Genomic DNA, 24,043 nt, shown 5'->3' with positions numbered 1-24,043 from the left:
CTAAAACCCCAGGAGCTTATGCGCAATCAATGACCGGGGTTTACGTCCGTAGCCAGCAACGCTGTAGCTTGAAAGACAAAGGGTATAAAAAAGCCGACTCTCTGGTCGGCTAAACTTTATTTGGTACCAAATATCTTATCGCCCGCGTCACCCAAGCCAGGCACGATGTAGCCATTTTCATTCAGGTATTGATCGATGGAAGCGGTATACAATTCAATATCCGGGTGCGCTTTCTCCAGTGCGGCGAGCCCTTCCGGCGCCGCCACCAGTACCAACACTTTGATACTGTGGCAGCCCGCTTTTTTCAGCAGATCGATAGTGGCAATCATCGAACCACCGGTTGCCAGCATCGGATCAACCACCAACGCCATACGCTCTGCGATATTGGACACCAGTTTCTGGAAATACGGCACAGGCTCCAGGGTTTCTTCATTACGATAAACCCCCACCACGCTGATACGTGCGCTCGGCACGTGTTCCAGCACCCCTTCCATCATGCCCAGACCGGCACGCAGGATAGGGACTACGGTAATTTTTTTCCCTTTGATCTGCTCAACTTCAACCGGCCCGCACCAGCCCTCAACGGTGACTTTTTCCGTCACCAGATCGGCCGTCGCTTCATAGGTCAGCAAACTACCCACTTCAGAAGCCAGCTCACGAAAGCGTTTAGTGCTGATATCATGCTCACGCATCAGCCCCAGCTTGTGTTTCACCAGCGGGTGTTTCACCTCAACGATCTTCATCATTTATCTCCTATTAAGGCGGCTTGCAGCAAAAAAATCGCGCGATTATACCGCCTTTTCCTGAGCGCGCCACTACTCATCGCCAGATCTAAATCAACAAAAGAGTGATAATTATTATATACCCAATCAATTTCAAGCAGCAGTTTACCTCCGTTACCAGTAGCAATCACATCACCTGACAGCGACAGCAAAAAATTGGCGCAGGCCCACAAGGCCCTCGCAAACGTTTGCATGCGCTGTTAGAATTGCCGCGCCTTGTTCCGGCAGCAATGCCGGATGCACAGTTTTCAAACCGCAAACCGTCGTGGGGATCGCGCAGTGACCGACAAAACCTCTCTCAGCTATAAAGACGCAGGTGTCGATATCGATGCTGGCAACGCATTGGTAGACCGCATCAAAGGTGTAGTGAAACAGACCCGCCGCCCGGAAGTCATGGGGGGATTGGGTGGGTTTGGCGCCCTGTGTGCGTTACCGCAGAAATACCGTGAACCGATCCTGGTTTCCGGTACTGACGGTGTGGGTACCAAGCTGCGTCTGGCGATGGATCTGAAACGCCACGACACCATCGGTATCGATCTGGTCGCCATGTGTGTCAATGATCTGGTGGTTCAGGGTGCCGAACCCCTGTTTTTCCTTGATTACTACGCTACGGGCAAATTAGACGTAGATACCGCGGCCAGCGTGATCACCGGTATCGCCGAAGGTTGCAAACAATCTGGCTGTGCGCTGGTTGGTGGCGAAACCGCCGAAATGCCCGGTATGTACCACGGCGAAGATTACGATGTAGCAGGCTTCTGCGTTGGCGTGGTTGAGAAATCCGCGATTATCGATGGCAGCAAAGTGCAATCCGGCGATGCCCTGATCGCGCTAGCCGCTTCCGGCCCGCACTCTAACGGCTATTCGCTGGTGCGTAAAATCCTTGAAGTGAGTAATACCGATCCCACCACGACCCTGTTGGCAGGCAAACCACTGGCTGACCATCTGCTGGCACCCACCAAGATTTACGTCAAATCAGTGTTGAAACTGATTGAAAACGTTGATGTTCACGCCATTGCTCACCTGACCGGCGGCGGTTTCTGGGAAAACATCCCACGCGTGCTGCCAGAAGGTATGCAAGCGGTCATTGACGAATCAAGCTGGCAATGGCCAGCCATCTTCAATTGGCTGCAACAGACCGGTAACGTCAGCCGCCATGAGATGTACCGCACTTTCAACTGTGGCGTAGGTATGATCATCGCGCTGCCGGAAGCAGCGGTTGAAGAAGCCATCGCCTTGTTAACCGCGGCGGGCGAAAAAGCCTGGAAAATCGGCCAGCTCGTGGCCTCTGCTGACGAACAACCTGTGGTCATTCAGTGATGAAAAAGATTGTGGTATTGATCTCCGGCCAAGGAAGCAATCTCCAGGCGTTGATTGATGCCTGCCAGCAAGGTCGGATTGCGGCCAACATTGTGGCCGTCTTCAGCAACAAAGCGCAGGCTTATGGCCTGCAACGTGCTGAAGCAGCCGGTATCACCGCTCATGCGCTTGATGCCAAAGCCTTTGCCGATCGTGAAGCCTTTGACGCCGCACTGGCCGCAGCCATCGACCACTATCAGCCCGATTTAGTGGTGCTGGCCGGTTACATGCGCATCCTCAGCAGCGCGTTTGTGCAGCATTATGCCGGGCGCCTGTTGAATATCCACCCGTCACTGCTGCCGAAATACCCTGGTTTACACACCCACCGGCAGGCCATCGACAACGGTGATAGCGAACATGGCACTTCAGTTCATTTCGTCACCGAGCAGCTTGACGGTGGCCCGGTGATCCTGCAAGCCAAAGTGCCCATTTTTCCCGGTGATGAAGAGGATGAAGTGATTGAGCGCGTGCAAGCTCAGGAACACACACTCTATCCACTGGTGGTGAACTGGTTTGTTGAAGGGCGGTTGAGTATGAACGATAACGCAGCCTGGCTGGATGGCGAACGCTTGCCAGCACAAGGATATGCCGCAGATTGATGCTGGCAATCTGAATGTTGTCTAAACGGTGCTCTGATAGCACCGTTTTTTTTCACTCTACTCCAGCGCTCAGCGTTATACTTTGCACATATTGTTTATCACGTTAAGGAAAAGATATGTCGAGCACCACCAGCGTTAAGCTTCGCCCGCTGGAACGGGACGATTTAACGTTCGTTCACCAAATGGACAACAACGCCAGCGTGATGCGCTACTGGTTCGAGGAGCCCTACGAGGCCTTTGTCGAACTGTTGGATCTGTACGACAAACATATCCACGATCAGAGCGAGCGGCGTTTCATCATCGAACAGAGTGGCAGCAAAGTCGGCCTGGTTGAGTTAGTGGAGATTAATCACATCCACCGCCGTGCCGAATTCCAGATCATCATCGATCCGGCACATCAGGGTAAAGGCTATGCCAGCGCGGCCGCCAAACTGGCGATGGATTATGGGTTTTCCGTACTGAACCTCTACAAACTGTACCTGATCGTTGACAAAGAAAACCCGAAAGCGATTCATATCTACACTAAGTTGGGGTTCGAAGTGGAAGGCGAGCTGATCAATGAATTCTTCGTCAATGGTGAATACCGCACCGTACTCCGTATGTGTATCTTCCAGCCACAATATCTGGCGAGGTTTAAAATGCTACCCACCGCAAAAACTGCACAAAAATAAGCACATGCCGGGGAATAGGCCATCTCCCCCGCGCAATGCAAAGATCGGCAGACAACGGGTGCACTTCCACATTTTCCGTTCATGGCAATAAGATGCCTGCAAAACATGCCGTATTTAACAACTCAAACGCAGAAAAACATACAGATTCTGATTAATAAACTGAATAATGAATTAATGGTCATTGTTAGGTATCATTCCGCTCATTATGGATAGCTCCCAACAGACAGTCACGGCGGTAGTGGGCAAACAACTCAGGTATCTCACACACCGTGATAAAATGGAACGCCATCGGCCTGAAAAACATGCGTAAATACAAATTATTATGGTGTATATGGGTGTTATGGGCATTGCTCATCATACTTTGGTTAACAGGGATCAACACCAACGGGATCTACTTAAACCGAACGTTGTTGGCGGTTTTGAGCGTTGTGCTGTTGGTGACTATTGTATTTTCTTACAAAGTGAAAAGGACGAATAAAATGTTGTCATTTAACAAACAAAAAAAATCCAGTAATGAGTCAAAAACACCAGAAGTGATTGACCAACCGATTTCCCAAACTACAGCTTACCCCGAAGCCACCGCGCAGGCTGACGCCATCGATGCGATAAAACCGATCCGGGCCAAGAAGGATACTTTTGTCTCTAATGGCGCCCAATTCACCGGCGTGATCGAAGGTGATGGCAACATCATTATCGAAGGCAGAGTTGAAGGTAACGTGATCTGTACCCATATGGTTCGCGTTGAGAATACCGGTTATGTGAAAGGCGAGATCCGCGCTCAGCAGATCATGATTAACGGAGCCGTGGAAGGCCGCTGCTACGCCGACTCGCTGTCCATTCAGCCAAAAGGCAGCATTCGTGGGGATATTTTTGCCGACGAAATCTCAATCGAGAAAGGCGGTGTGTTTATCGGCCAATCCCAACAGATGCAGAAGGTGCAGGCTGAGCAAGGCAAAGTCACGCCGTTTAAAGCTACCGTCAACTCCGTTGAAGATGGCAGTCATCAAGAGCCGTTGAGCAACAAACAAGCCAAATAGAAACCGGTATCAGCCATAACGGCCCGTGATGTAATCTTCCGTCCGACGCTGGCATGGTGAAGTGAAAATGCCATCAGTATCGCTATATTCCACCAACTGGCCCTGATGGATAAACGCCGTATAGTCCGAAACCCGAGCAGCCTGCTGCATGTTGTGCGTCACCAGCACCACGCTGTAGTGCTGTTTCAGGGCAGAAATCAGTTCTTCAATGGTTAAGGTGGAAATCGGATCGAGCGCAGAAGTCGGCTCATCCAGCAACAACACTTCCGGCTCAATTGCGATAGCGCGGGCAATCACCAGACGTTGTTGCTGGCCACTGGAAAGACGAAAGGCATTTTCACGCAAACGGTCTTTCACCTCATGCCACAATGCCGCTGCACGCAGGGAGCTTTCCACCGCTTCGTCCAGCATGCGCCGTTCACGCACGCCTTGCAGCCGCAGACCATAAACCACATTTTCATAGATGGATTTCGGAAACGGATTTGGCCGCTGAAACACCATTCCAACTCGCCGCCGCAGCGCGGCAACCTCAACCTGCGGGCCGGAAATGCGCTCACCGTTAAGCAGCAATTCGCCTTCAATCCGGCAATCATCCACCAGATCGTTCATGCGGTTAAAACAGCGCAGCAAGGTTGATTTACCACAACCAGAAGGCCCGATCAGCGCCGTGACGCGGTGCTTTGGAATACGTAACGACACATCGTGCAGCACTTGCTTGGCACCATAAAACAGATTCAGGCCGTTTACCGCCAGTACCGTCTGTTCATCGGTCAAATGCTGCACATCCAACCGGGGTAAACGGCCCGGCGTGAGCAAACTCATGTTGTACTCCCCAAAGCAGTAATACTTTCACCCGCATTGTGCAGGACTATTGCGACCATGTTTTATACCGCTCCCTCAACGAATGGCGGATGCCCATTGCCGCCAGATTAAGCCCCACCACGATCAGCACCAGCAGCAACGCCGTAGCAAACACCAACGGCCTTACCGCCTCTACGCTGGGACTCTGAAATGCCATGTCATAAATCTGGAAACTCAGGTGCATGAATTTTCGTTCCAAGTGCAAATACGGGAAGATCTCATCCACTGGCAATACCGGCACCGATTTCACCACGCCAACCAACATCAACGGTGCCGTTTCCCCTGCCGCACGCGCCACCGCCAAGATCAAGCCGGTCATCATTGCCGGAGCGGCCATTGGCAACACGATGCGCCACAGAGTTTCCGCACGGGTGGCTCCGAGAGCCAGCGATCCCTGGCGCAAGGTGGCAGGAATACGCGACAGCCCTTCTTCGGTCGCCACAATCACCACCGGCAACGTCAGCAACGCCAGCGTCAGCGCCGCCCACAGCACGCCAGGTGTGCCGAAGGTCGGGTTCGGCAGTGATTCCGCATAAAACAGTTGGTCAAGAGTGCCCCCGACCATATACACAAAGAAGCCAAGACCAAAGACGCCATAGACAATCGAGGGCACCCCGGCCAAATTAACCACCGCAATACGGATCAGGCGTGTCAGGAGATGCTGGCCGGCATACTCATGCAAATAAATCGCCGCAATCACGCCGAACGGCATCACCACGATCGACATCAGGATCACCATCAGCACGGTGCCAAAAATGGCGGGAAATACGCCTCCTTCGGTGTTGGCTTCCCGTGGGCTGTCGGTCAGAAATTTTTGTACCTGCCCAGCCCAATGCAGCCATTTCTGCCCGGTTCCCATAGCGTTTGGATACCAGGCATCACGCACCTGGCTCAGCGGAATAGTGTGGATTTGCCCATGCATATCGCGTAGTAACAAAGCATCACGCTGACGCTCCTGATTCAGCCTCTGCAATTTATCCGCCAGTTGTTGATACTGGCGCTGTAATTCCAGCCTTTCAGCGCGGAACGACGCCTGCCAACGCGCATCCAACTGGTTATCACGCAGCAGCTTTTTCTCACGCAGGCGCAGGCTGGCAAATTGTTCATTAATGCGCGCCATATCGCGGTACTGGAGATCGTGCGCCTGGCGGGAAAGCACAGCAATCTGCGGTAAGCGCTGCTGCAATGCCTGGCTGAGATCGTGACCGGTTAGCGGCTGACCATCCTCCAACATACCAACCAGATAACCGTAAGCCGTGCCACGGGTATGGCGTTCCAAGACCAAGATCTCTTTGGGTGTGGCTCTCTCGCGTACATCGCTGGCTAACAGGGTACGGAAATCCTGCCCTTCACTTTCACGGTTCCCCACCTTGATTAAATAACGGATAAAGCTTTGTGCCTCGCCCAGCGGCAGCATAACGCCCGCATCCTGCAGCTGGCTACGTGAGAGTTCCTGCTGCTGATAGAGTTCACCGATCATAGTCACAGGCCCGGCCGCCGTTTGATTCAATTCAAACTGATAAACCGGGCCGGGCCAAAAATAACGCATCCCCTGCCCGGCCAAGAGCAGCAAGATGCCGAGCAACGCCAACAGACTCACCGCCACCGACGCGGCGGTCAGCCAAATCCAGGGCGAACCACTGTTGAACCATTTTTTCATGGCGTTTCCTGATTCAACGTATAGCGCTCACGCAAGCGTAACCGCACCGCTTCTGCCAGGGTATTCAACACGAAGGTAAAGATAAACAACACCAGCGCGGTGAGGAACAACACGCGGTAATGGCTGCCGCCAACCACTGCCTCTGGCATTTCAATAGCGATATTGGCCGCCAGAGCACGCAGCCCCTGAAACAGATTACCGTCAATGATCGGCGTATTGCCGGTAGCCATCAGCACGATCATCGTTTCCCCCACCGCGCGCCCAAAGCCAATCATCAATGCCGAAAAGATCCCTGCGCTGGCCGAGGGCAACACCACCCGTACCACGGTTTGCCACTGGGTGGCCCCTAACGCCAGTGAGCCCCGGCTGAATGCCGTAGGAACGCTGAACAAGGCGTCTTCCGCCAGCGAGAATATAATCGGCACCAACGCAAACCCCATCGCCACACCGACGACCAAAGTATTCCGCTGAACGTATCCCTCCCCCAGCCAGAAATATAGCGGCTCACCGAACAGTTGCCATTCCAACCCCGGCCCAACGGCCAACGCCAGCCAGACAGTCAAAACCACCAGCGGCAACAGCAGCAGTAAATCCATGCCCGGTGCTAATGGGCGTGGAAAAAACCGGTTGGCCAGCCAACCGCATAACACCACCACCAACGCCAGCAACAACGGTAAAGCCAGTACCGCCAGCAAATATTCTTCAATCAACGGCGCTAACCAGATACCGGCAACCAACCCAATCACCACCGTTGGTAACGCGCCCATCACTTCCAACGCCGGTTTCACCACGCGTCTTAGCCCCGCCGACATAAAACAGGCGGTATAAACGGCGCCAGCCAACGCCAATGGCACGGCAAACAGCATGGCATACGCCGCCGCTTTGAATGTTCCAAAAATAATCGGCATCAGGCTGAACTTGGCCTGATAGCTGTCTTCCCCCGAGGTGGATTGCCAGACATAAGCGGGTTCAGGGTAATTTTCATACCACACCTGCCGCCACAGTGAACGCCAGGTTACATCTGGATAAAGATTCTCCACGGGGTAATGCTGCCAACCCTGCGCCGTTTCAAGCAACAGGCCATTGCCACGCGGTGCAAACGCCATCTGCTGCACATCGCCGGGCAATGTGGTCTTTAACAATGGCTGCGGTTGAATACTGGAGAACAACGCAAATGCGCCACTCGGTTGTAAAGTGGCAAACACCCGGCGCGAAGATTCGGTCACCAGCAGTTCTGGTGCTAATCCCCGATGCTCAAATTGCTGTATCGGCGTCAGTTGGTTTTCTACTTCAAACCATTCATGCAGGCTGCCATCCCCTGCCCGAATCAACAAAGCACCACCACCGGGCAACGCCATCAGGCGATAAGGCGGGTGTTCGCCAAGGGTCAGAATCTCACGCTGATGCAGTTGAACCCCGTCAACCTGATAACGGGTCAATTGATTGCCAGCCAATAAATAGAGCTGGCGGCCATCCGGTGCCAAAATCAATTGCTCAGCGGTAGTTGGCAGTTGCAGTTCTAGGTGCTGGGGGGGTGCCGTAAGGCTGAATCGGCCAAATAACAGGCGCCGATCGTCAGTCACTGCGGCCAGCAACGTCGCGCCGGTGCGCATTTCAGCCAGCGCCAGCAGCACCAATGGCCGTCCTTGCGGATCTAATGCCATAGGCTGTTGGCCTAATGGAAAACGCCATTGCGGTTTACCGCCGCTTTCTGAGGCAAAATCGGCGCGGGTGACGATAAAGCGGCCATCGGCCTGCGCCAACGCAAACAGATCGCGCTCGCCTACCGCCTGCGCCAGCAATACCGGCTTATGCAACAATGTTTGTTGCGCCAGCCATTGCCCGGCATTGGCGTCAGTGGGGGCAACCAGACGATAAAAATAGCCTTCGCCCTGTTGATCAATCCGGTAACCTATGCGCTGCGGCACATCCATGCCGATCGCCAAGGCAGGCACAGCCCCGCTGATTGGCAATGAGCGAGCAGTTCCTAGAGAAGCCGGTTTGAATAACGGCAAAACCGATAGCAGCAGATAGACAAAAATCAGCATCAGCGTCATCAACACCAGCAATCCACTAATGGTGACAGCACCCTGCACGCCGTGATCGACATAGGCCCGCAGGCGATCCCGGGCAGGTTGAGTTATCATTATCTGTGCCATGTCTCTCGTCATCGGCTCCGTTTGCTGGCTTACGCCCCCCGATAACCGCGCATCTTATGTCAGTTTTATGGCGTTTGCATGACAAAATTTCCAGGCGTTATTCCCTGGTGTGACAGAGGGGCCAGCAGTATGGCTACGTTCCTACTGAGTGCTACAAGCCCATAGATATGTTGGACATTCCTGCCCATCTCTCGCAATAATGAGATGAGGCATTGGGCGGTGTTCCGCGTCCTTTTCTAAAATTGAACTGGAGTGGCAATGAGTCAGGAAAAGCTCTACATCGATAAAGAACTAAGCTGGTTATCCTTTAATGAACGCGTATTGCAGGAAGCCGCAGATAAGAGCAATCCCCTGATTGAGCGTATGCGGTTTCTGGGCATCTACTCCAATAACCTTGATGAATTCTATAAAGTTCGCTTTGCCGACTTGAAACGGCGCATCTTAATCAGCGAAGAGCAGGGTTCCGGCGGCACATCACGCCATTTGCTGAAAAAAATTCAGGCCAAGGTGTTAAGAACCGATCAGGAATTCGATAGCTTGTACAACGATTTGCTGCTGGAAATGGCGCGCAATCAAATCTTTCTGATCAACGAGCGGCAGGTGTCCGAAAACCAGCAAGTCTGGCTGCGGCAATACTTTAAACAGCACCTGCGCCAGCACATCACGCCGATCCTCATCAATCACGACACCAATCTGGTGCAGTTTCTGAAAGATGATTACACCTATCTGGCGGTAGAGATTATCCGTGGCACGCGTATTGATTATGCGCTGCTGGAAATTCCCTCCGACAAGGTGCCACGCTTTGTCAATCTGCCGCCGGAAGCACCGCGCCGCCGCAAGCCAATGATCCTGTTGGACAACATTCTGCGTTATTGCCTGGACGAAATCTTCAAGGGCTTCTTTGATTACGACGCGCTCAATGCCTATTCGATGAAAATGACGCGTGACGCGGAATACGATCTGGTTACCGAGATGGAATCCAGCCTGTTGGAACTGATGTCTTCCAGCCTGAAACAGCGCCTGACCGCCGAACCGGTACGCTTCGTTTATCAGCGTGATATGCCGAATGAAATGGTGGAACTGCTGCGCAACAAGCTGGGGATTTCCAACTACGATTCCGTCATTGCCGGTGGCCGTTACCACAATTTTAAAGATTTCATCAGCTTCCCCAACGTCGGCAAAGCCAATCTGGTCAACCGGCCATTACCACGCCTGCGCCATGTCTGGTTCGATAAGTTCCGCAACGGCTTCGATGCCATCCGCGAGAAAGACGTGTTGCTTTACTACCCCTACCACACCTTCGAACACGTGCTGGAGTTTCTGCGGCAGGCGTCGTTCGATCCCAACGTGTTGGCCATCAAAATCAATATTTACCGGGTAGCAAAAGACTCGCGCATCATCGAATCAATGATCCATGCGGCGCACAACGGCAAAAAAGTCACCGTAGTGGTTGAATTGCAAGCGCGCTTTGACGAAGCCGCCAATATCCACTGGGCCAAGCGGCTGACGGAAGCCGGTGTACATGTCATTTTCTCTGCCCCAGGGCTGAAAATTCACGCCAAATTGTTCCTGATCTCACGCCGTGAAGGCGAGAACATTGTGCGCTATGCTCATATAGGAACCGGCAATTTCAACGAGAAAACCGCCCGGATCTACACCGACTACTCGCTGCTGACCGCCGATGCACGCATCACCAACGAAGTACGCCGCGTGTTTAACTTTATTGAAAACCCATACCGGCCGGTCACCTTCGATCATTTGATGGTATCCCCACAGAACTCCCGCCGGATGCTGTATGAATTGATCGACCACGAAATTGTCAACGCGCAGGCGGGGGGAAACGCCAGTATTATGTTGAAAGTGAATAATTTGGTGGATAAAGGGTTAGTGGATCGGTTATATACCGCTGCCGCTGCCGGCGTGAAAATCCGTCTGTTGGTGCGCGGCATGTGTTCATTGATTTCTAACCTGCCAGGAATGAATGACAATATTCAGGTGATCAGCATCGTAGACCGCTTTCTGGAACATGATCGGGTCTATGTTTTCGAAAACAAAGGTGACAAGCGGGTTTATCTCTCATCTGCTGACTGGATGACTCGCAATATAGATTACCGCATCGAAGTGGCAGTATCGCTGTTGGATCCGGCGCTGAAACAGCGCGTTCTGGATATTCTGGAAATCCTGTTCAGTGATACGGTCAAAGCCCGTTATATCGATAAAGAACTGAGCAACCAGTACGTGCCGCGCGGCAACCGCCGCAAAGTGCGCGCACAGGTGGCTATTTATGAGTATTTAAAAGCTCTGGAACAACCAGCACAGTAGGCCAGCCACTATGCCACTAAAAAGCTCCGCAACTAACAAACCACAGGAAATCGCGGCTATCGACCTTGGGTCGAACAGCTTCCATATGGTGATCGCTCGTGTCGTGAACGATTCTTTACAGGTATTAGGCCGTTTAAAACAGCGGGTACATCTCGCCGATGGCTTGGGCAGTGACAACGTGCTCAGTGAAGAGGCCATCGAAAGGGGCCTGAGCTGCTTGGCGCTGTTTGCCGAACGGCTACAGGGCTTCCCGGCAGATAACGTAACCATCGTCGGGACGCATACGTTGCGCCAGGCCGTGAATGCGGAAGTTTTCTTGAAGCGTGCGGCAAAAGTGATCCCTTATCCCATTGAGATTATCTCTGGTCAGGAAGAAGCGCGTTTGATCTTTATGGGGGTGGAACACACCCAACCAGAGAAAGGCCGTAAGCTGGTGATCGATATCGGCGGCGGCTCCACCGAGTTGGTGATTGGGGAAGACTTTGAACCTCTGCTGGCGGAAAGCCGCCGTATGGGGTGCGTGAGCTTCGCACAACAGTTTTTCCCTGATGGAGAAATCAGCAAGGCCAATTTCAAACGGGCCCGCCTGGCAGCAGCACAAAAGCTGGAAACCCTGGCCTGGCAATACCGCATTCAGGGCTGGCAATACGCGCTGGGAGCCTCTGGCACCATCAAAGCGGCTCATGAAGTGCTGGTGGAACTGGGGGAGAAAGACGGCTTGATCACACTGGAACGCCTGGAAATGCTGGCAGAACAGGTACTACAGTTTAAAAATTTCAGTGCGCTGAGCCTGCCAGGGCTGGCGGAAGATCGCCAGTCGGTCTTCGTTCCGGGGCTGGCTATTCTCTGCGGGGTATTTGATGCCTTGGCCATCCGCGATTTGCGTCTTTCTGACGGCGCGCTGCGTGAAGGCGTGCTGTATGAAATGGAAGGCCGTTTCCGCCATCAGGATATCCGCAGCCGCACGGCAAAAAGCCTGGCGGAGCACTACAATATCGACCGTGAACAGGCCAAACGTGTCTTGGATACCACAGAGCTGTTGTACGCCCAATGGATGGCGCAGAATACCAAAATGGTACAACCGCAGTTAGAAGCCTTGCTGAAATGGGCCGCGATGCTGCATGAAGTTGGGCTGAGCATCAACCACAGCGGTATGCACCGTCATTCCGCCTATATTCTGCAAAATACCAACCTGCCCGGTTTCAACCAGGAGCAGCAGTGGTTGCTGGCAGCCTTGGTGCGTTTCCACCGCAAAGCGATCAAACTCGAAGAGTTGCCACGGTTGAATCTGTTCAAGAAAAAATACTATCTGCCCTTGATCCAGTTACTGCGCCTGAGCACCTTGCTCAACAATCAGCGCCAGTCCACCACCACGCCAGAAACGCTGCGTTTGCTGACCGACGATAACCACTGGACACTACGTTTTCCACCCGGTTATCTGGCGCAGAACAACCTGGTGCAACTGGATTTTGAGCGTGAACAGGCCTACTGGAATGACGTTGTCGGCTGGAAGCTGATGATCGAAGAAGAGGAAAGTGAGCAGGAACAACAACGCTCGGCATAACCAAGTTCGTGCCGTTTTTTAATCGCAATGAGGGCATGTCGGCGCGGTACAATCCATTAAAAAAGACACGCGATATGATTCTCCGGTCATCACTAACCGGAGATAAACTTATGACTGATATTTTAAAAGCGGCTTTTATTTTTGTTGCTCCAAAAAGCAATGCACAAACTCATTCTGCCTGGGTTAACACTGAGCATGTGCATGTTAAAACCATCGCCGTCAGTAACTACCAGCAAGGATGCGATATTCTTGATGGCTTGTATGCGGAAGGCATCCGAGCCATTGAGCTATGTGCAGGCTTTGGCCATCAAGGGGTAGCACGCATTGTTGAAGCCGTTGCTGGCCGGATGGCAGTTGGCGTGGTGCGCTTTGATATTCACCCTCTGTTGGGTTTTCAAAGCGGGGATAATTTGAATGATCACCATGCGGCAGATATTGCTTCAACGGGCTCCTGAATGATACGGCAATATATCGCTGCTCCATCTCATGCGCTATCCCCTTGGATAGCGCATTACTGGCATTGGCATCTGCCTGACAGTATAACGTTACCTGAGATATTGCCAGGCACTGGCGGAGAACTGATATTTAATCAGGGAACGGCTTTGCTGGTAGAGACGATTTCTTTGGACAACAGCATTATCACCGATACTCAGGTCATTAAAGTCGGTGATGCCTTTCTGTTTAGCCCGCGCCGGGCAAGAATTCGTCTTTCTCCGTTAACCACATCGTCCGAGATAAAATTCATCTCAACCCGTTTGCGGTGTGGTACTGGCTTTCCGTTGTTTAATCTCTCGCTTGAAGAACTGAGAGACAAGCCGGTATCGCTGCACGAAATGGCACTAAAATATCCATTCCCCGCGTTGGCAGAAATACCGTTCAAGTTACAGGTTAGTCAATTAGAGCTCTGGTTGAGTCGTATGCTTGATCAACATCTCACCACGGTTTCTCAATTGGCCCAGGCAGCTAACCATCTTTACTATGGTGAGGCCTTATCTATAGTACGCGAACGGCTTGCGCTGAGCCCGCGCACCATGGAACGACATATTCGTCACTTTATTGGGGTTGATGCTCGCTATTTTTGCCGCACGGCGCGTTTTCAGCACACCCTTCGCCATATATTAGCTGGCGGAGATATTCTAGACAGCGCGTTGGCCTATGGCTATACCGACCAATCCCATTTCATCAAAACTTGCCGATTTTACACAGGGTTAACGCCCAGCCAGCTATTCACAGAGCAATATAAAGGATTGCATTATTATATTTCCCCTAAGAGCAGCGCCAGGCTCAAACCCTAATAACCCTGCATCCGATCGCATTTGAATACTGGAAAATCAGATAGGATCTCACCCAATTGGTTATTTGAAAAATAAACAGGAAATCATCGTGCTCAAGGTGTTTCTTCACCTTCTTCCGGTTGCACCAACGACGTTAACGGTTGTGGCTCACCGATGAAATAGCCCTGCATATAGTCCACACCCAGGCTTTTCAGCATGTCGCGTTGCTCCGCCGTTTCCACATATTCCGCGACAATCGATAACCGTTGCATCAGCGCAACTTTACAGATTGATGAAATAATCTGGTAATCCACCTTGCTCGTCAGCATGCCACGCACAAAACTGCCGTCGATCTTCAGCGTATCCACATGCAGCTCTTTCAGGCGATCGTAAGTGGCATAGCCGGTTCCGAAATCGTCCAACGCAATGCGGCACCCCAGTTGGCGCAGCTCTTTCAACGAGCTTTTGGCATATTTCACGTCCTGTACCAAATGGGATTCGGTTACTTCCAAGACTATCTGATAAGGCTCAATCTGGTACTGCTGCAACGCCTCACGCACATCCTTACACAGGCTTGGGCGGCATAGCGAAGACGGTGAAAGATTCACGGCAAAACGCGCACTCGGCAAAACCCTGCGGTTCTGATCCATAAACTGCAAAGTATGGCGCAGCACCCACAGATCCAACTGATAAGCTAAACCAAACTCATGTATCACCGGCATAAACTCGCCAGGAGGCACAATGTTGCCATCATCATCCAGCATACGCAGCAGGATCTCATGGTACGCATCTCCACGCACCCCAACGATGGGTTGTGCCATCAGCATAAAACTGTTGTTATCCAGCGAACGCTGCACCCAATGCAGCAAAGCAACCTTGCGCTTGATTTCATCTTGTACAACATGATGATCGTTTTGCACATTCTCTGGGCGGCCGCTGGTCAGCGACATTTCCGCCAGTGAACTCAGTTCCCCCAATAACAAATGCAGGTGGGCCACTTCCGAATAAACGCTGCAATAACTGATCCCTAACGGTGGATGAATCGGCAATCCATTCCATACCAGACGGAATCTCTCCAGCGTATTTTGAATCCTGACAACCTTGTTTTCACTATTGGAACCGTTCAAGCGCAATACCAGATCGTACCCGGGTAGATGATATACATCCTCTCCGTCTTCCAGCACCGTATGCAACGTACTTGCCAGTTTCTGCTTGAAACGAATGCGCAACTGCATGCCATAGTTACGGCTAAGTAAATCCAACTCCGCAATGCGCAGAAAACACAGCGTTGAACGTGGCGTTTTCGCTAAATCACGTTTCAACGCACGCAGATTGGGTAAACCCACCACCGGATCTTTCAACGAAGCGCTCTGCGCTTTGGCATGATCCATCCGTTGGCGAGTATGCACAGCGGAAGCCAGCAGAATACTGAGTGTAAACGCCAACATCATTGAAGAAATCATCGTCAGGTTATGTAATACGTTGCTCCATTGCACATAACCTGGATAGTTGAAGAACAGCACCAGCAGCGTCGTCGCCCAGATAATACCGTTGAACTGATAACCAAAACGCATGGCGCTGTATAACATCACCGGCAACAGCAACGTCAAACTGTAGTCAGGCACTTGCAGTTCGCCCGTGTCCGCCGTGTGATAAGACAGAATCGCCACCAATCCAAGCAACACCGCAAACCACAGTTGCAGTTCACTCCGTTTAACCGACGGTGCAATCTCGCGGCAAATACGCCCCCACAGCACCCGGGCAAATTTGGGGTTTTTAATGATCCGCAAGATAAAATAAAACAGCTGCATGGACGAAAGGCAGCCAATCAGAAGCGCCTGAAAATTGATCAGCGTATGCAGATTAATACCATTATTTGACATCATACCCAATTCATCAGGCAGCAGGTCAAGGCCAATGGCTGACTGCAGGCCGAAGATAAACACCGCCGGAGGAATGATAACCAACCAGATCAGCCGATATTTACCGAGCTTCAGCTCCGAGAAACCCGCACACCATCGGCGCTGTGATTGACTACGGTATCCCCACCAGCAGATAGTCAGGCATATCATATAGATCGAGACCATACTCACGGTGAAATTAATCCCAGCGTGGTCGGAATAGCGGATAAGGATCGCGAGGGCGATGCCTGGCAATGCGCGCCAGTCATAAACCATTAATAAAGAAAAACATACCGCCAACGGCAAATAGACCAGATAGATCTTGCCATCGGGCAACATAAGATGCGGCGATAACCAGCCAGCAACAGGCAATACCAGCAGGCTCAACACAATAGGTTGACCCCACCAATGATCGCGTAACTTATTCCAGACTTTCAAGATACCCATCAGGACACTATACCAATGCGTGATTCATTTCGCCGCTTAAGCCTATTTAAATTGCAGAGTAAAGCCGGATCAAAGCCCCTCCATAACCATTCAAGGAACCCACTGAGACAAAGTGATCCTGCATTAAGAACGGTTGTGAATTCTATTCACTGCAATAGCTCAAGATTTGACTACAATCAATCAATGAGAAAATAAAGCTGACAAAAACCCGTAAAACGCTTGATTCCGCTGATAATAACTTATTCATGCTCAACAAAGAATCCAACTCAATCTAAACAAAGCTTAAATATACTCTGAAATAGCCTAGACATATTTTGTCATCAACACATAAAATCCCATTGGCAACTCACTGAATAACAATAAATAAATTCATTACACACCCTAAATCATTCAGGTTGCACCAAGGCGACGCTGCGGGTTCTCATGATGAGTTTCAGAAATGAGACCCATTCATCTTCAAAAGCATACTCCAGATCCTGTGACAATTCTGCTGAAAACCGTGTTGCGCAGCCAACAACCCGAAACACTAAGGGGGATCGATGAGAAAGAAGACCACCGGGCGCATCACCAGAATCGTGCTGCTGATCAGTTTTATTATTTTAGTTGGCCGCTTGCTGTATGCGGTACTGATGGCGATCCCTCATCATCAGGAAAAATTGCGCTCATCTGAATCACAATTCACTGAAACCACTGTGGATAATCAATAACCACGCTGTTTTCAGCGTAAAAACTGCGGCTGTTTTCGGGGGAGCAGCCCCATATATAATTTTTTGGGCTTATTCCTCATTTTCGGGGTTAATTTCATAAAAATGACGTTCATTGCCGCTACGCTTTATCTGGTAAAGATAGCTGTAAAGAGGCTCTTTTTAGCAAATCCGTGCTAAGGAACACCATGTCCACCGCAACACATAATGTCAAAAAAGTAGCTGAACATCGTCAACGTATTCTTAGCCTGCTGTTAAATAACAAAGGGTTAGTTGATGGTATTCTTGGCCGCATTGGGGATGAAAAAGCCCTCAACACCCGCGAGTTGCTGGATCACACTGCTGAAATTACCCAGCTGTTAAAAGATATGCACGCCGCCGACTTAGCAGACCTGCTGGAAGCCTTGCCGCAGGATGCCCGTCTGGCGCTATGGCGGTTGGTTGATACCAATAAGCGTGGTCAAACGCTGGTTGAAGTGGCGGAACCCGTGTGGGACAGCCTGATCGAAGAGATGAGCGATAAAGACCTGCTCAAAGCGATCAAAACGCTGGACGTCGATGAACAGGCTTATCTGGCACAATATCTGCCACGTAACCTGATGGGCCGCCTACTGACCTCGCTCGAGCCGAACGAACGTACACAAGTACGGGAAATGGTGCATTACGGCAAAGATACCGTTGGTTGGATGATGGATTTTGAGCTGGTTACGGTACGCCCGGATATTTCACTCGGCACCGTCCACCGTTTTCTGCGCCAGCGTAAAACCATCCCGGATGCCACCGACAAGCTGTTCATCACTGACCGCCAAAACACGCTGTTAGGCGAGTTGCCGCTGACCGCAGTGTTACTCAACGATCCGAAAACCCCGGTTTCTCAAGTAATGGATCACGATCCCACGACTTTCCAGCCGGAAGATAAGGCCGAAGCCGCCGCCAGCGCGTTCGAACGTTATGACCTGATCAGTGCCCCAGTGGTTGATGCCCAAGGCAAACTGATGGGGCGTTTGACGATTGAAGAGGTTGTTGACGTCGTCAACGAAGAAAGTGATACCACGCTGCGTCGCATGGGGGGCTTAAGCCCGGAAGAAGATGTCTTCGCTCCGGTCAGCAAAGCAGTGAAAACGCGCTGGGCATGGCTGGCCATCAATCTCTGCACGGCCTTTATCGCCTCACGCGTCATCGGCCTGTTTGAACACACCATTTCACAACTGGTAGCCCTGGCTACCCTGATGCCGATCGTCGCCGGTATTGGCGGCAATACCGGTAACCAGACGATCACCATGATCGTACGAGCGCTGGCGCTGCACCAGATTGCAGCCGGTAATATCTCGCGTCTGTTGCTCAGAGAATTGGGCGTCGCGGTGATTAACGGCATCGTTTGGGGGGGGATTATGGGAGTGGTCACTTATCTGTTGTATGACGATCTGGCCATGGGGGGCGTTATGACACTGGCTATGCTCCTGAATCTGCTGGTGGCGGCGCTGATGGGGGTATTGATTCCAATGGCTATGCTTAAACTGGGGCGCGACCCTGCGGTGGGCTCCAGTGTGTTGATTACCGCATTGACCGATACCGGTGGTTTTTTTATTTTCCTGGGCCTGGCCACCATTTTCTTACTGCCATGATTGATAATTGGCACTTAATGCCGAATTTTCCTTCAAAAATGACCTACAAAATTGACTTAACCGGGCGAAACAGCTTAATTCAATAGGAATCCGTCATACACTGTACTAACCTCTGTTAGAGCCTACTGGGATAGGCTCTTAATCAAGCTCCCATTTTAACCGCATTATATTTTGCCCGTGGCCAAGAGCACAGTAAGGTTACCAATGGACATCAGCGCAACCAACCAGCCCGTTTCACCTCAAGGTTCCCTGCTGACTCACTCGTTGTTGATGGCGATCGCAGTCTTCCTGTTAGCTTGCCTTTGCCTGCTGCTTTCTATTGAATCCAGCTATTTTACCCCGCTGTGGTTTCCCACCGCGGCCATTATTATGTTTCTGTACCGGCATCCACTCCGCAGCTGGCCACTGCCGCTGTTGCTCAGCGGCATCAGTATCTGCCTGGCCAGTTTTATCCTGTTCGGTTTTAGCTGGCTCCCGGTCAAACTCACGCTGATCAATCTGTTGGAAGCGACGGTCTGTACACTGTTATTACGCCGGGTTCTACACCCTACTGATCCGCTCAATGGCTTAGCCAGTTGGCTGAAATTTGTTGTCTGTGCGGTCATCTTTACCCCCATGCTCAGCGCATTCCTGGCCGCCTCTTGGGTTCCTCAGCCTGGACAGCCATTCTGGCACCCTTTCAGTATCTGGTTTATTTCAGAAGCAATTGGGGTACTCTCTTTAGCCCCGATAGGGCTGGTCTATCAGCGCTCCATGTTAAAAGCATTGAATTGGTTTGAACTGCTGCTAACGCTGATGGGCACGCTGACCTTTGCTTATCTGGCGCTGCTTAACCTGCCATACCCGTTTACCTTCGTCATTCTGCCGCTGCTGTGGGCCGCTATCAGCCTGCCCAGACTTGAAGCCTTTATCATCTGCTTTACCACCACGCTGATGATTACTATCATGATCTCAATTGGGTTGTTGCATTTTCAGACTCAGAAGCAATTTTTAGGCGATATCGAGATTTACCTGCCGCTGTTGTTGATCCTGCTCCCTGCCCATTCCATGTCGATGGTAATGCACGCATTCCGCGTTGAGAAAAACCATATCGTGGAGAGTGAAACTCGCTTTCGTAATGCGCTGGAGTATTCCGCCATCGGTATGGCGCTGGTATCGCCCGAAGGGAAATGGCTACAGGTCAACCAGGCTCTGTGCAAACTGCTGCGTTACCCGCCGGAAATCCTGCACCGCCTGACCTTTCAGGAAATCACCCATGCGGATGATTTACATGCCGATTTGATCCAATGGCAGGATTTGTTTGATGGCCATATCAGCAGCTATACCATGGAAAAACGTTATATCCGCAGCGATGGCGAAAGCGTCTGGACACTGCTGGCAGTGTCGTTAGTGCGCGATCCCTCGGGGCAGCCGCTGTATTTTATTGCCCAGGTGGAAGACATCAACGAACTGAAACGCACAGAAGCCGAGAATCGCCACCTGATGGAACGTATCACTCTGGCTAATCAGGCAGGTGGCATCGGCGTGTGGGAATGGGTTTTGGGCGATGAGAAACTCACCTGGGATAAACGGATGTTCGAGCTTTACGAACTTTCCCCTGAGCAGACCCCGACTATAGCCCTGTGGAATTCCTTAATCCTGCCAGAAGATCGCGAACGTACCATGCAGCAGATCTCAACCATTACGACTCATCATCGGCCCTTTATTATGGAGTTTCGCATCGCACTCCGTTTAGGAGGGATTCGGCATATCCGCGGCCAAGGCAATACCATTCTTGACGAACACGATCGACCCGTGCGCCTGATTGGCACCAACATCGATATGACAGAAATCATCTCATTGACCGAAGCCCTACACGAAGAAAAAGAACGTTTGCACATTACTCTTGATGCCATTGGTGAAGGCGTTATTTCCACCAACAGCGAGATGCGCGTCACCTTTATGAACCCCATCGCTGAACAGATGTCCGGTTGGTCATTGGAACTGGCACTGGGTATGCCGATCACCGGTGTGATACGCATGACCAACGGTAAAGAAGGCCCGGAAGTCGAAAACCCGGTGCAATGCTGTCTACAGGAAGGAAAAACCTTACCGCAGGATTATGCTCTGGTACTGCACAGCCGCGATGGCCGCCACTTCGACGTGCAGGCATCCGTTTCGCCGCTGAAAACCCTCGAAGGGGATGTGATGGGCGCCGTGATGGTACTGCAAGACGTCAGCGCTTCTCGGGAATTGATGAAAAAGCTCAGCTACAGCGCATCACACGATGCATTAACCAACCTGCAAAACCGCACCAGCTTCGAAAAGAGCCTGAAAAACGCCATTATCAGCGCGGCTAATCACGAACAGCGGCACGCATTGGTTTTCCTCGATCTTGATCGGTTCAAAGCCGTCAATGATAACGCCGGGCATGCCGCAGGCGATGCTTTGCTGAAAGAGATTGGTCAGTTGATGCAACGCCAGCTGCGCAACAGTGACTGCCTGGCCCGCCTGGGCGGTGATGAATTTGGTTTGCTCCTGTTAGATTGTTCACTGGAACACGCCAGAATGCTGATGCAGCAGATGGTCACGCAGATCAGCGAGCACCCGTTCTATTGGGAAGGTAAAATTTACCATGTAGGTGCCAGCGCAGGTATCACCCAAATCAGCGCCACCAGTAGCAAAAGCACCGAACTGCTGGCACAGGCAGATATCGCCTGCTACACCGCCAAACACCGTGGCCGTGGGCAGGTTTATATTTACGAAGCCCGGCAGAAACAGTTGATGGAACGCAAACATGAACTGCTGACCCGTGAGGAACTGACCGCCATTATTGATAAACGGCAACTGAAATTGCGCGTCAAAGCCGTCTCGCCCCCCAAAACACCGCTAGCAGTCTGCTTCTATCAGCTCGCATTGCAGGTTATCCCACCAGATGAACATGCTTTAACGTCGGATGCCTTTTTCAGCGCAGCACAACTGTATGGCCTATTGCCCAGTATTGACCGCTGGATGGTTCACCAGATACTGGAACTACACGCGCAAACCATTCACCAAAAAGGGATTTCCATTGCCTTGCCGCTGGCCACCGACAGCGTGCTGGACAGTGAATTCCAACACTATCTGCAAGAACAGTTGGCAGCCTCTACCTTGCCCTGCCAGGCAATACTGCTGATAGTGGATGAAACCGTGATTCTGGATCACGCGGAAAATGGCGGGGGTTTTATCCGCCGATTGCAGCAGATGGGCTGCAAACTGATTGTCAACGGCTTCGGGCATAACTTGAACGTGTTCGATCAGTTAAACGGCCAGAAGATTGATTATATTCGTATTGATGAACGTTTTGTCACTAACGTGCACAGCAACCAGATGGATGAACTGATGGTATCAATGATCAATGGCGCGGCACACCGGATACACGCCCAAACGCTGGCGGGCCCGGTACACCAGCAGGCCACGCTGAATGCGCTGACCGCCATCGGTATTGATCTGGTAGAAGGCGATTTTATCGCTCAGGAGCAGCCTCTGGTTGATCTACTCGCTGGGGGATACTTTGGTATCCGTTGAAGGCTCCCAATTACCGTTATGCCATAAATGCAGCGTGGCATAAGAGCGCCATGGCCGCCAGCGTTCAGCGTAATGCTCAATCTGCCGCGGAGTCATACCTGGAAAACGCTGTTTAATCAGGTAATCTCCTGCCAGAAAAACGTCCGGCCATGACCAGGCGCGCATAGCGATATAACTGGCCGTCCAGTTGCCGATCCCCGGCAATGTGGTCAGATCTTTGATACCCTGCTCAATATCCAGCACGTTATCCAACGGTAACCGCCCGTCTGTCACCGCTCTGGCCAACGCGATCAGAGCCGCAGCCCGTTTGAGCTGCACCCCCAATGGCCGCAGATCCTCTGGCTGCAACTGCGCCACCCTTGCTGCTCCTGGGAACACCTGAGTCACACAGCCATTGGGGTGTTCCAGTGCCGTTCCCCAGCGCTCGGCCATACGCCCGGCAAAAATGGCGGCCATTTTCACACTGACTAACTGCCCCAGCACCGCACGCGTTGCCTGCTCAAAGCTATCAACACATCCCGGCAACCGCAGGCCCGGCGCCCCCGCGGCTAAACTCCCCAATGTCTCGGCAATACGGTCGGGTGCCGCATCCAGATCGAACAGTTGTCGGATGCGCCTCAGCACCTCCGTCGTCACCCGGCTGAGCGAAGGAGAAATCTCCACCCGCACCCGGTTACTGGCTTCCTCTGGCTGTACGCTAACCCAGCCCTGGTAATCAATTCCTCCTTGATGAACCGCCATAGAACGCAGGTATTGCTTCCCTGCAACGTATTCCACTCCGCTCACTGCACGCGCCTGCAAAAAACTCAGCATTCGCGGCCAATCGTAAGGCGGGCGATAGCCTAAGTGGAACAACAATCCGCTGCTGGCGGCATTTCCAGAGCGGCCTGCGGCGCTGCGCAGTTCAGAGGGAATCAAACGATAGCGCGTTTTAAATAGCTCATTAAAACGCCGCAGGCTGCCAAATCCGGCAGAAAACGCCACTTCACTCAGCGGCAGATCGGTATCCGCCAGCAGGCGTTTGGCCTGTAATAAACGGTGTGACTGAGCATAATCAATCGGCGATGCGCCAAACTGCTCGGCAAAAATACGCCGCAGATGACGATCAGAAATACCTAAACGCGCCGCCAGTTGCTCACAACTGTGCTCCGAGAGATACCCCTGTTCGATCAACTGTACCGCCACCTGCGCATAGCGGGTGCCTAAATCGATCAACGCCAACCCCGGCGCCAACTCTGGCCGACACTTCAGGCAGGGGCGAAAACCGGCCAATTCAGCGGCAGCGGCGCTGGGATAGAATGTGCAATTTTCGATTTTCGGCGTGCGTGCGCTGCACACTGGTCGGCAATAGATCCCCGTTGAGGAAACGCCAACAAAAAAACGCCCGTCAAATTTACGATCTCGCGCCCTCAGCGCAAGATATAAGGCTTGTTGTTGATCCATCATAGTCACACTCTGAGTCGGTTTTTTCTTCATTATGAGGCTCGTACTACTGGCTGACGTGCGGGAATCGGACATTAACCTGAACGGTTCAA

Annotated in this window: 18 protein-coding genes; 11 read left to right on the top strand and 7 right to left on the bottom strand. The window is 51.9% G+C overall.

The window, feature by feature from the left end; genetic code table 11:
* Nucleotides 1–116: 116 nt before the first annotated feature.
* Together upp and Z042_RS11120 are read right to left on the bottom strand one after the other, a co-directional pair.
* Nucleotides 117–743 (bottom strand): uracil phosphoribosyltransferase, encoded by a 627-nt coding sequence (gene upp / locus Z042_RS11125; RefSeq protein ID WP_024912692.1) that lies wholly within the window; start codon nucleotides 741–743, stop codon nucleotides 117–119.
* Nucleotides 743–976 (bottom strand): hypothetical protein, encoded by a 234-nt coding sequence (locus Z042_RS11120; protein WP_024912691.1) that lies wholly within the window; start codon nucleotides 974–976, stop codon nucleotides 743–745. The genes upp and Z042_RS11120 overlap by 1 nt, the downstream gene beginning before the upstream one ends.
* Nucleotides 977–1,061: 85 nt before the next feature.
* On the opposite strand from Z042_RS11120, the gene purM reads away from it, so the two are divergent.
* The 4 genes from purM (at nucleotide 1,062) to Z042_RS24530 (ending at nucleotide 4,445) form a co-directional block, all read left to right on the top strand.
* A complete protein-coding gene (gene purM / locus Z042_RS11115; RefSeq protein ID WP_024912690.1) occupies nucleotides 1,062–2,099 on the top strand; it encodes a phosphoribosylformylglycinamidine cyclo-ligase in 1,038 nt (345 codons plus the stop codon).
* On the top strand, nucleotides 2,099–2,737 hold the full coding sequence (gene purN / locus Z042_RS11110; RefSeq protein ID WP_024912689.1) for a phosphoribosylglycinamide formyltransferase: 639 nt from the start codon (nucleotides 2,099–2,101) through the stop codon (nucleotides 2,735–2,737). Before purM ends, purN begins: the two co-directional genes overlap by 1 nt.
* A 116-nt stretch (nucleotides 2,738–2,853) precedes the next feature.
* Nucleotides 2,854–3,408: a spermidine N1-acetyltransferase gene (gene speG / locus Z042_RS11105; RefSeq protein ID WP_024912688.1), complete on the top strand. Its 555-nt coding sequence runs from the start codon at nucleotides 2,854–2,856 to the stop codon at nucleotides 3,406–3,408.
* Nucleotides 3,409–3,887: 479 nt separating this feature from the next.
* Entirely contained in the window at nucleotides 3,888–4,445 is a 558-nt protein-coding gene (locus Z042_RS24530; RefSeq protein WP_024912687.1) for a bactofilin family protein, read from the top strand.
* A gap of 9 nt (nucleotides 4,446–4,454) precedes the next feature.
* On the opposite strand, the gene pstB is transcribed toward Z042_RS24530, so the two are convergent.
* The 3 genes from pstB to Z042_RS11085 are packed head-to-tail and all read right to left on the bottom strand — an operon-like array spanning nucleotide 4,455 to nucleotide 9,125.
* Nucleotides 4,455–5,267, bottom strand: a complete 813-nt coding sequence (gene pstB / locus Z042_RS11095; protein WP_024912686.1) for a phosphate ABC transporter ATP-binding protein PstB — start codon at nucleotides 5,265–5,267, stop codon at nucleotides 4,455–4,457.
* A 46-nt stretch (nucleotides 5,268–5,313) separates the two neighbouring features.
* Nucleotides 5,314–6,966 (bottom strand): phosphate ABC transporter permease PstA, encoded by a 1,653-nt coding sequence (gene pstA, locus Z042_RS11090; protein WP_024912685.1) that lies wholly within the window; start codon nucleotides 6,964–6,966, stop codon nucleotides 5,314–5,316.
* The gene (locus tag Z042_RS11085) at nucleotides 6,963–9,125 is read right to left on the bottom strand and encodes an ABC transporter permease subunit (protein WP_024912684.1); all 2,163 of its coding nucleotides are present in this window, start codon (nucleotides 9,123–9,125) and stop codon (nucleotides 6,963–6,965) included. The genes pstA and Z042_RS11085 overlap by 4 nt, the downstream gene beginning before the upstream one ends.
* Before the next feature lie 258 nt (nucleotides 9,126–9,383).
* Between Z042_RS11085 and ppk1 the strand changes: the two genes are divergently transcribed.
* From ppk1 to Z042_RS24525, 4 genes are all read left to right on the top strand, one after another.
* Complete coding sequence (gene ppk1, locus Z042_RS11080; protein ID WP_024912683.1) at nucleotides 9,384–11,447, top strand: polyphosphate kinase 1; 2,064 nt, start codon at nucleotides 9,384–9,386, stop codon at nucleotides 11,445–11,447.
* 10 nt (nucleotides 11,448–11,457) lie between these two features.
* The gene (gene ppx / locus Z042_RS11075) at nucleotides 11,458–13,011 is read left to right on the top strand and encodes an exopolyphosphatase (RefSeq protein WP_024912682.1); all 1,554 of its coding nucleotides are present in this window, start codon (nucleotides 11,458–11,460) and stop codon (nucleotides 13,009–13,011) included.
* A 110-nt stretch (nucleotides 13,012–13,121) separates the two neighbouring features.
* Nucleotides 13,122–13,466 carry a DUF6506 family protein gene (locus tag Z042_RS11070; RefSeq protein ID WP_024912681.1) on the top strand — a complete coding sequence of 115 codons (345 nt, stop codon included), beginning with the start codon at nucleotides 13,122–13,124 and terminating at the stop codon, nucleotides 13,464–13,466.
* Entirely contained in the window at nucleotides 13,467–14,306 is an 840-nt protein-coding gene (locus tag Z042_RS24525) for an AraC family transcriptional regulator (RefSeq protein ID WP_024912680.1), read from the top strand.
* 92 nt (nucleotides 14,307–14,398) lie between these two features.
* Here the strand turns inward: Z042_RS24525 and Z042_RS11060 are convergent, their stop codons facing one another.
* On the bottom strand, nucleotides 14,399–16,633 hold the full coding sequence (locus Z042_RS11060) for a sensor domain-containing phosphodiesterase (protein ID WP_024912679.1): 2,235 nt from the start codon (nucleotides 16,631–16,633) through the stop codon (nucleotides 14,399–14,401).
* Nucleotides 16,634–17,172: 539 nt separating this feature from the next.
* On the opposite strand from Z042_RS11060, the gene Z042_RS25020 reads away from it, so the two are divergent.
* From Z042_RS25020 to Z042_RS11050, 3 genes are all read left to right on the top strand, one after another.
* Nucleotides 17,173–17,340, top strand: coding sequence for a YfgG family protein (locus Z042_RS25020; RefSeq protein WP_071882824.1), 168 nt, complete (start codon nucleotides 17,173–17,175; stop codon nucleotides 17,338–17,340).
* Between the two features lie 185 nt (nucleotides 17,341–17,525).
* Nucleotides 17,526–18,962 (top strand): magnesium transporter, encoded by a 1,437-nt coding sequence (mgtE, locus tag Z042_RS11055; RefSeq protein ID WP_024912678.1) that lies wholly within the window; start codon nucleotides 17,526–17,528, stop codon nucleotides 18,960–18,962.
* A 204-nt stretch (nucleotides 18,963–19,166) separates the two neighbouring features.
* Entirely contained in the window at nucleotides 19,167–22,508 is a 3,342-nt protein-coding gene (locus Z042_RS11050; protein WP_024912677.1) for a diguanylate cyclase, read from the top strand.
* Here Z042_RS11050 and alkA read toward each other — a convergent pair.
* Nucleotides 22,476–23,984, bottom strand: a complete 1,509-nt coding sequence (gene alkA / locus Z042_RS11045; protein ID WP_024912676.1) for a DNA-3-methyladenine glycosylase 2 — start codon at nucleotides 23,982–23,984, stop codon at nucleotides 22,476–22,478. The two genes, Z042_RS11050 and alkA, sit on opposite strands and share 33 nt — an antisense overlap.
* Nucleotides 23,985–24,043 lie beyond the last annotated feature (59 nt).

The sequence above is a fragment of the Chania multitudinisentens RB-25 genome (assembly GCF_000520015.2).
Taxonomy (GTDB): Bacteria; Pseudomonadota; Gammaproteobacteria; order Enterobacterales; family Enterobacteriaceae; genus Chania; species Chania multitudinisentens.
This window is presented reverse-complemented; position numbering and strand designations above follow the sequence as displayed.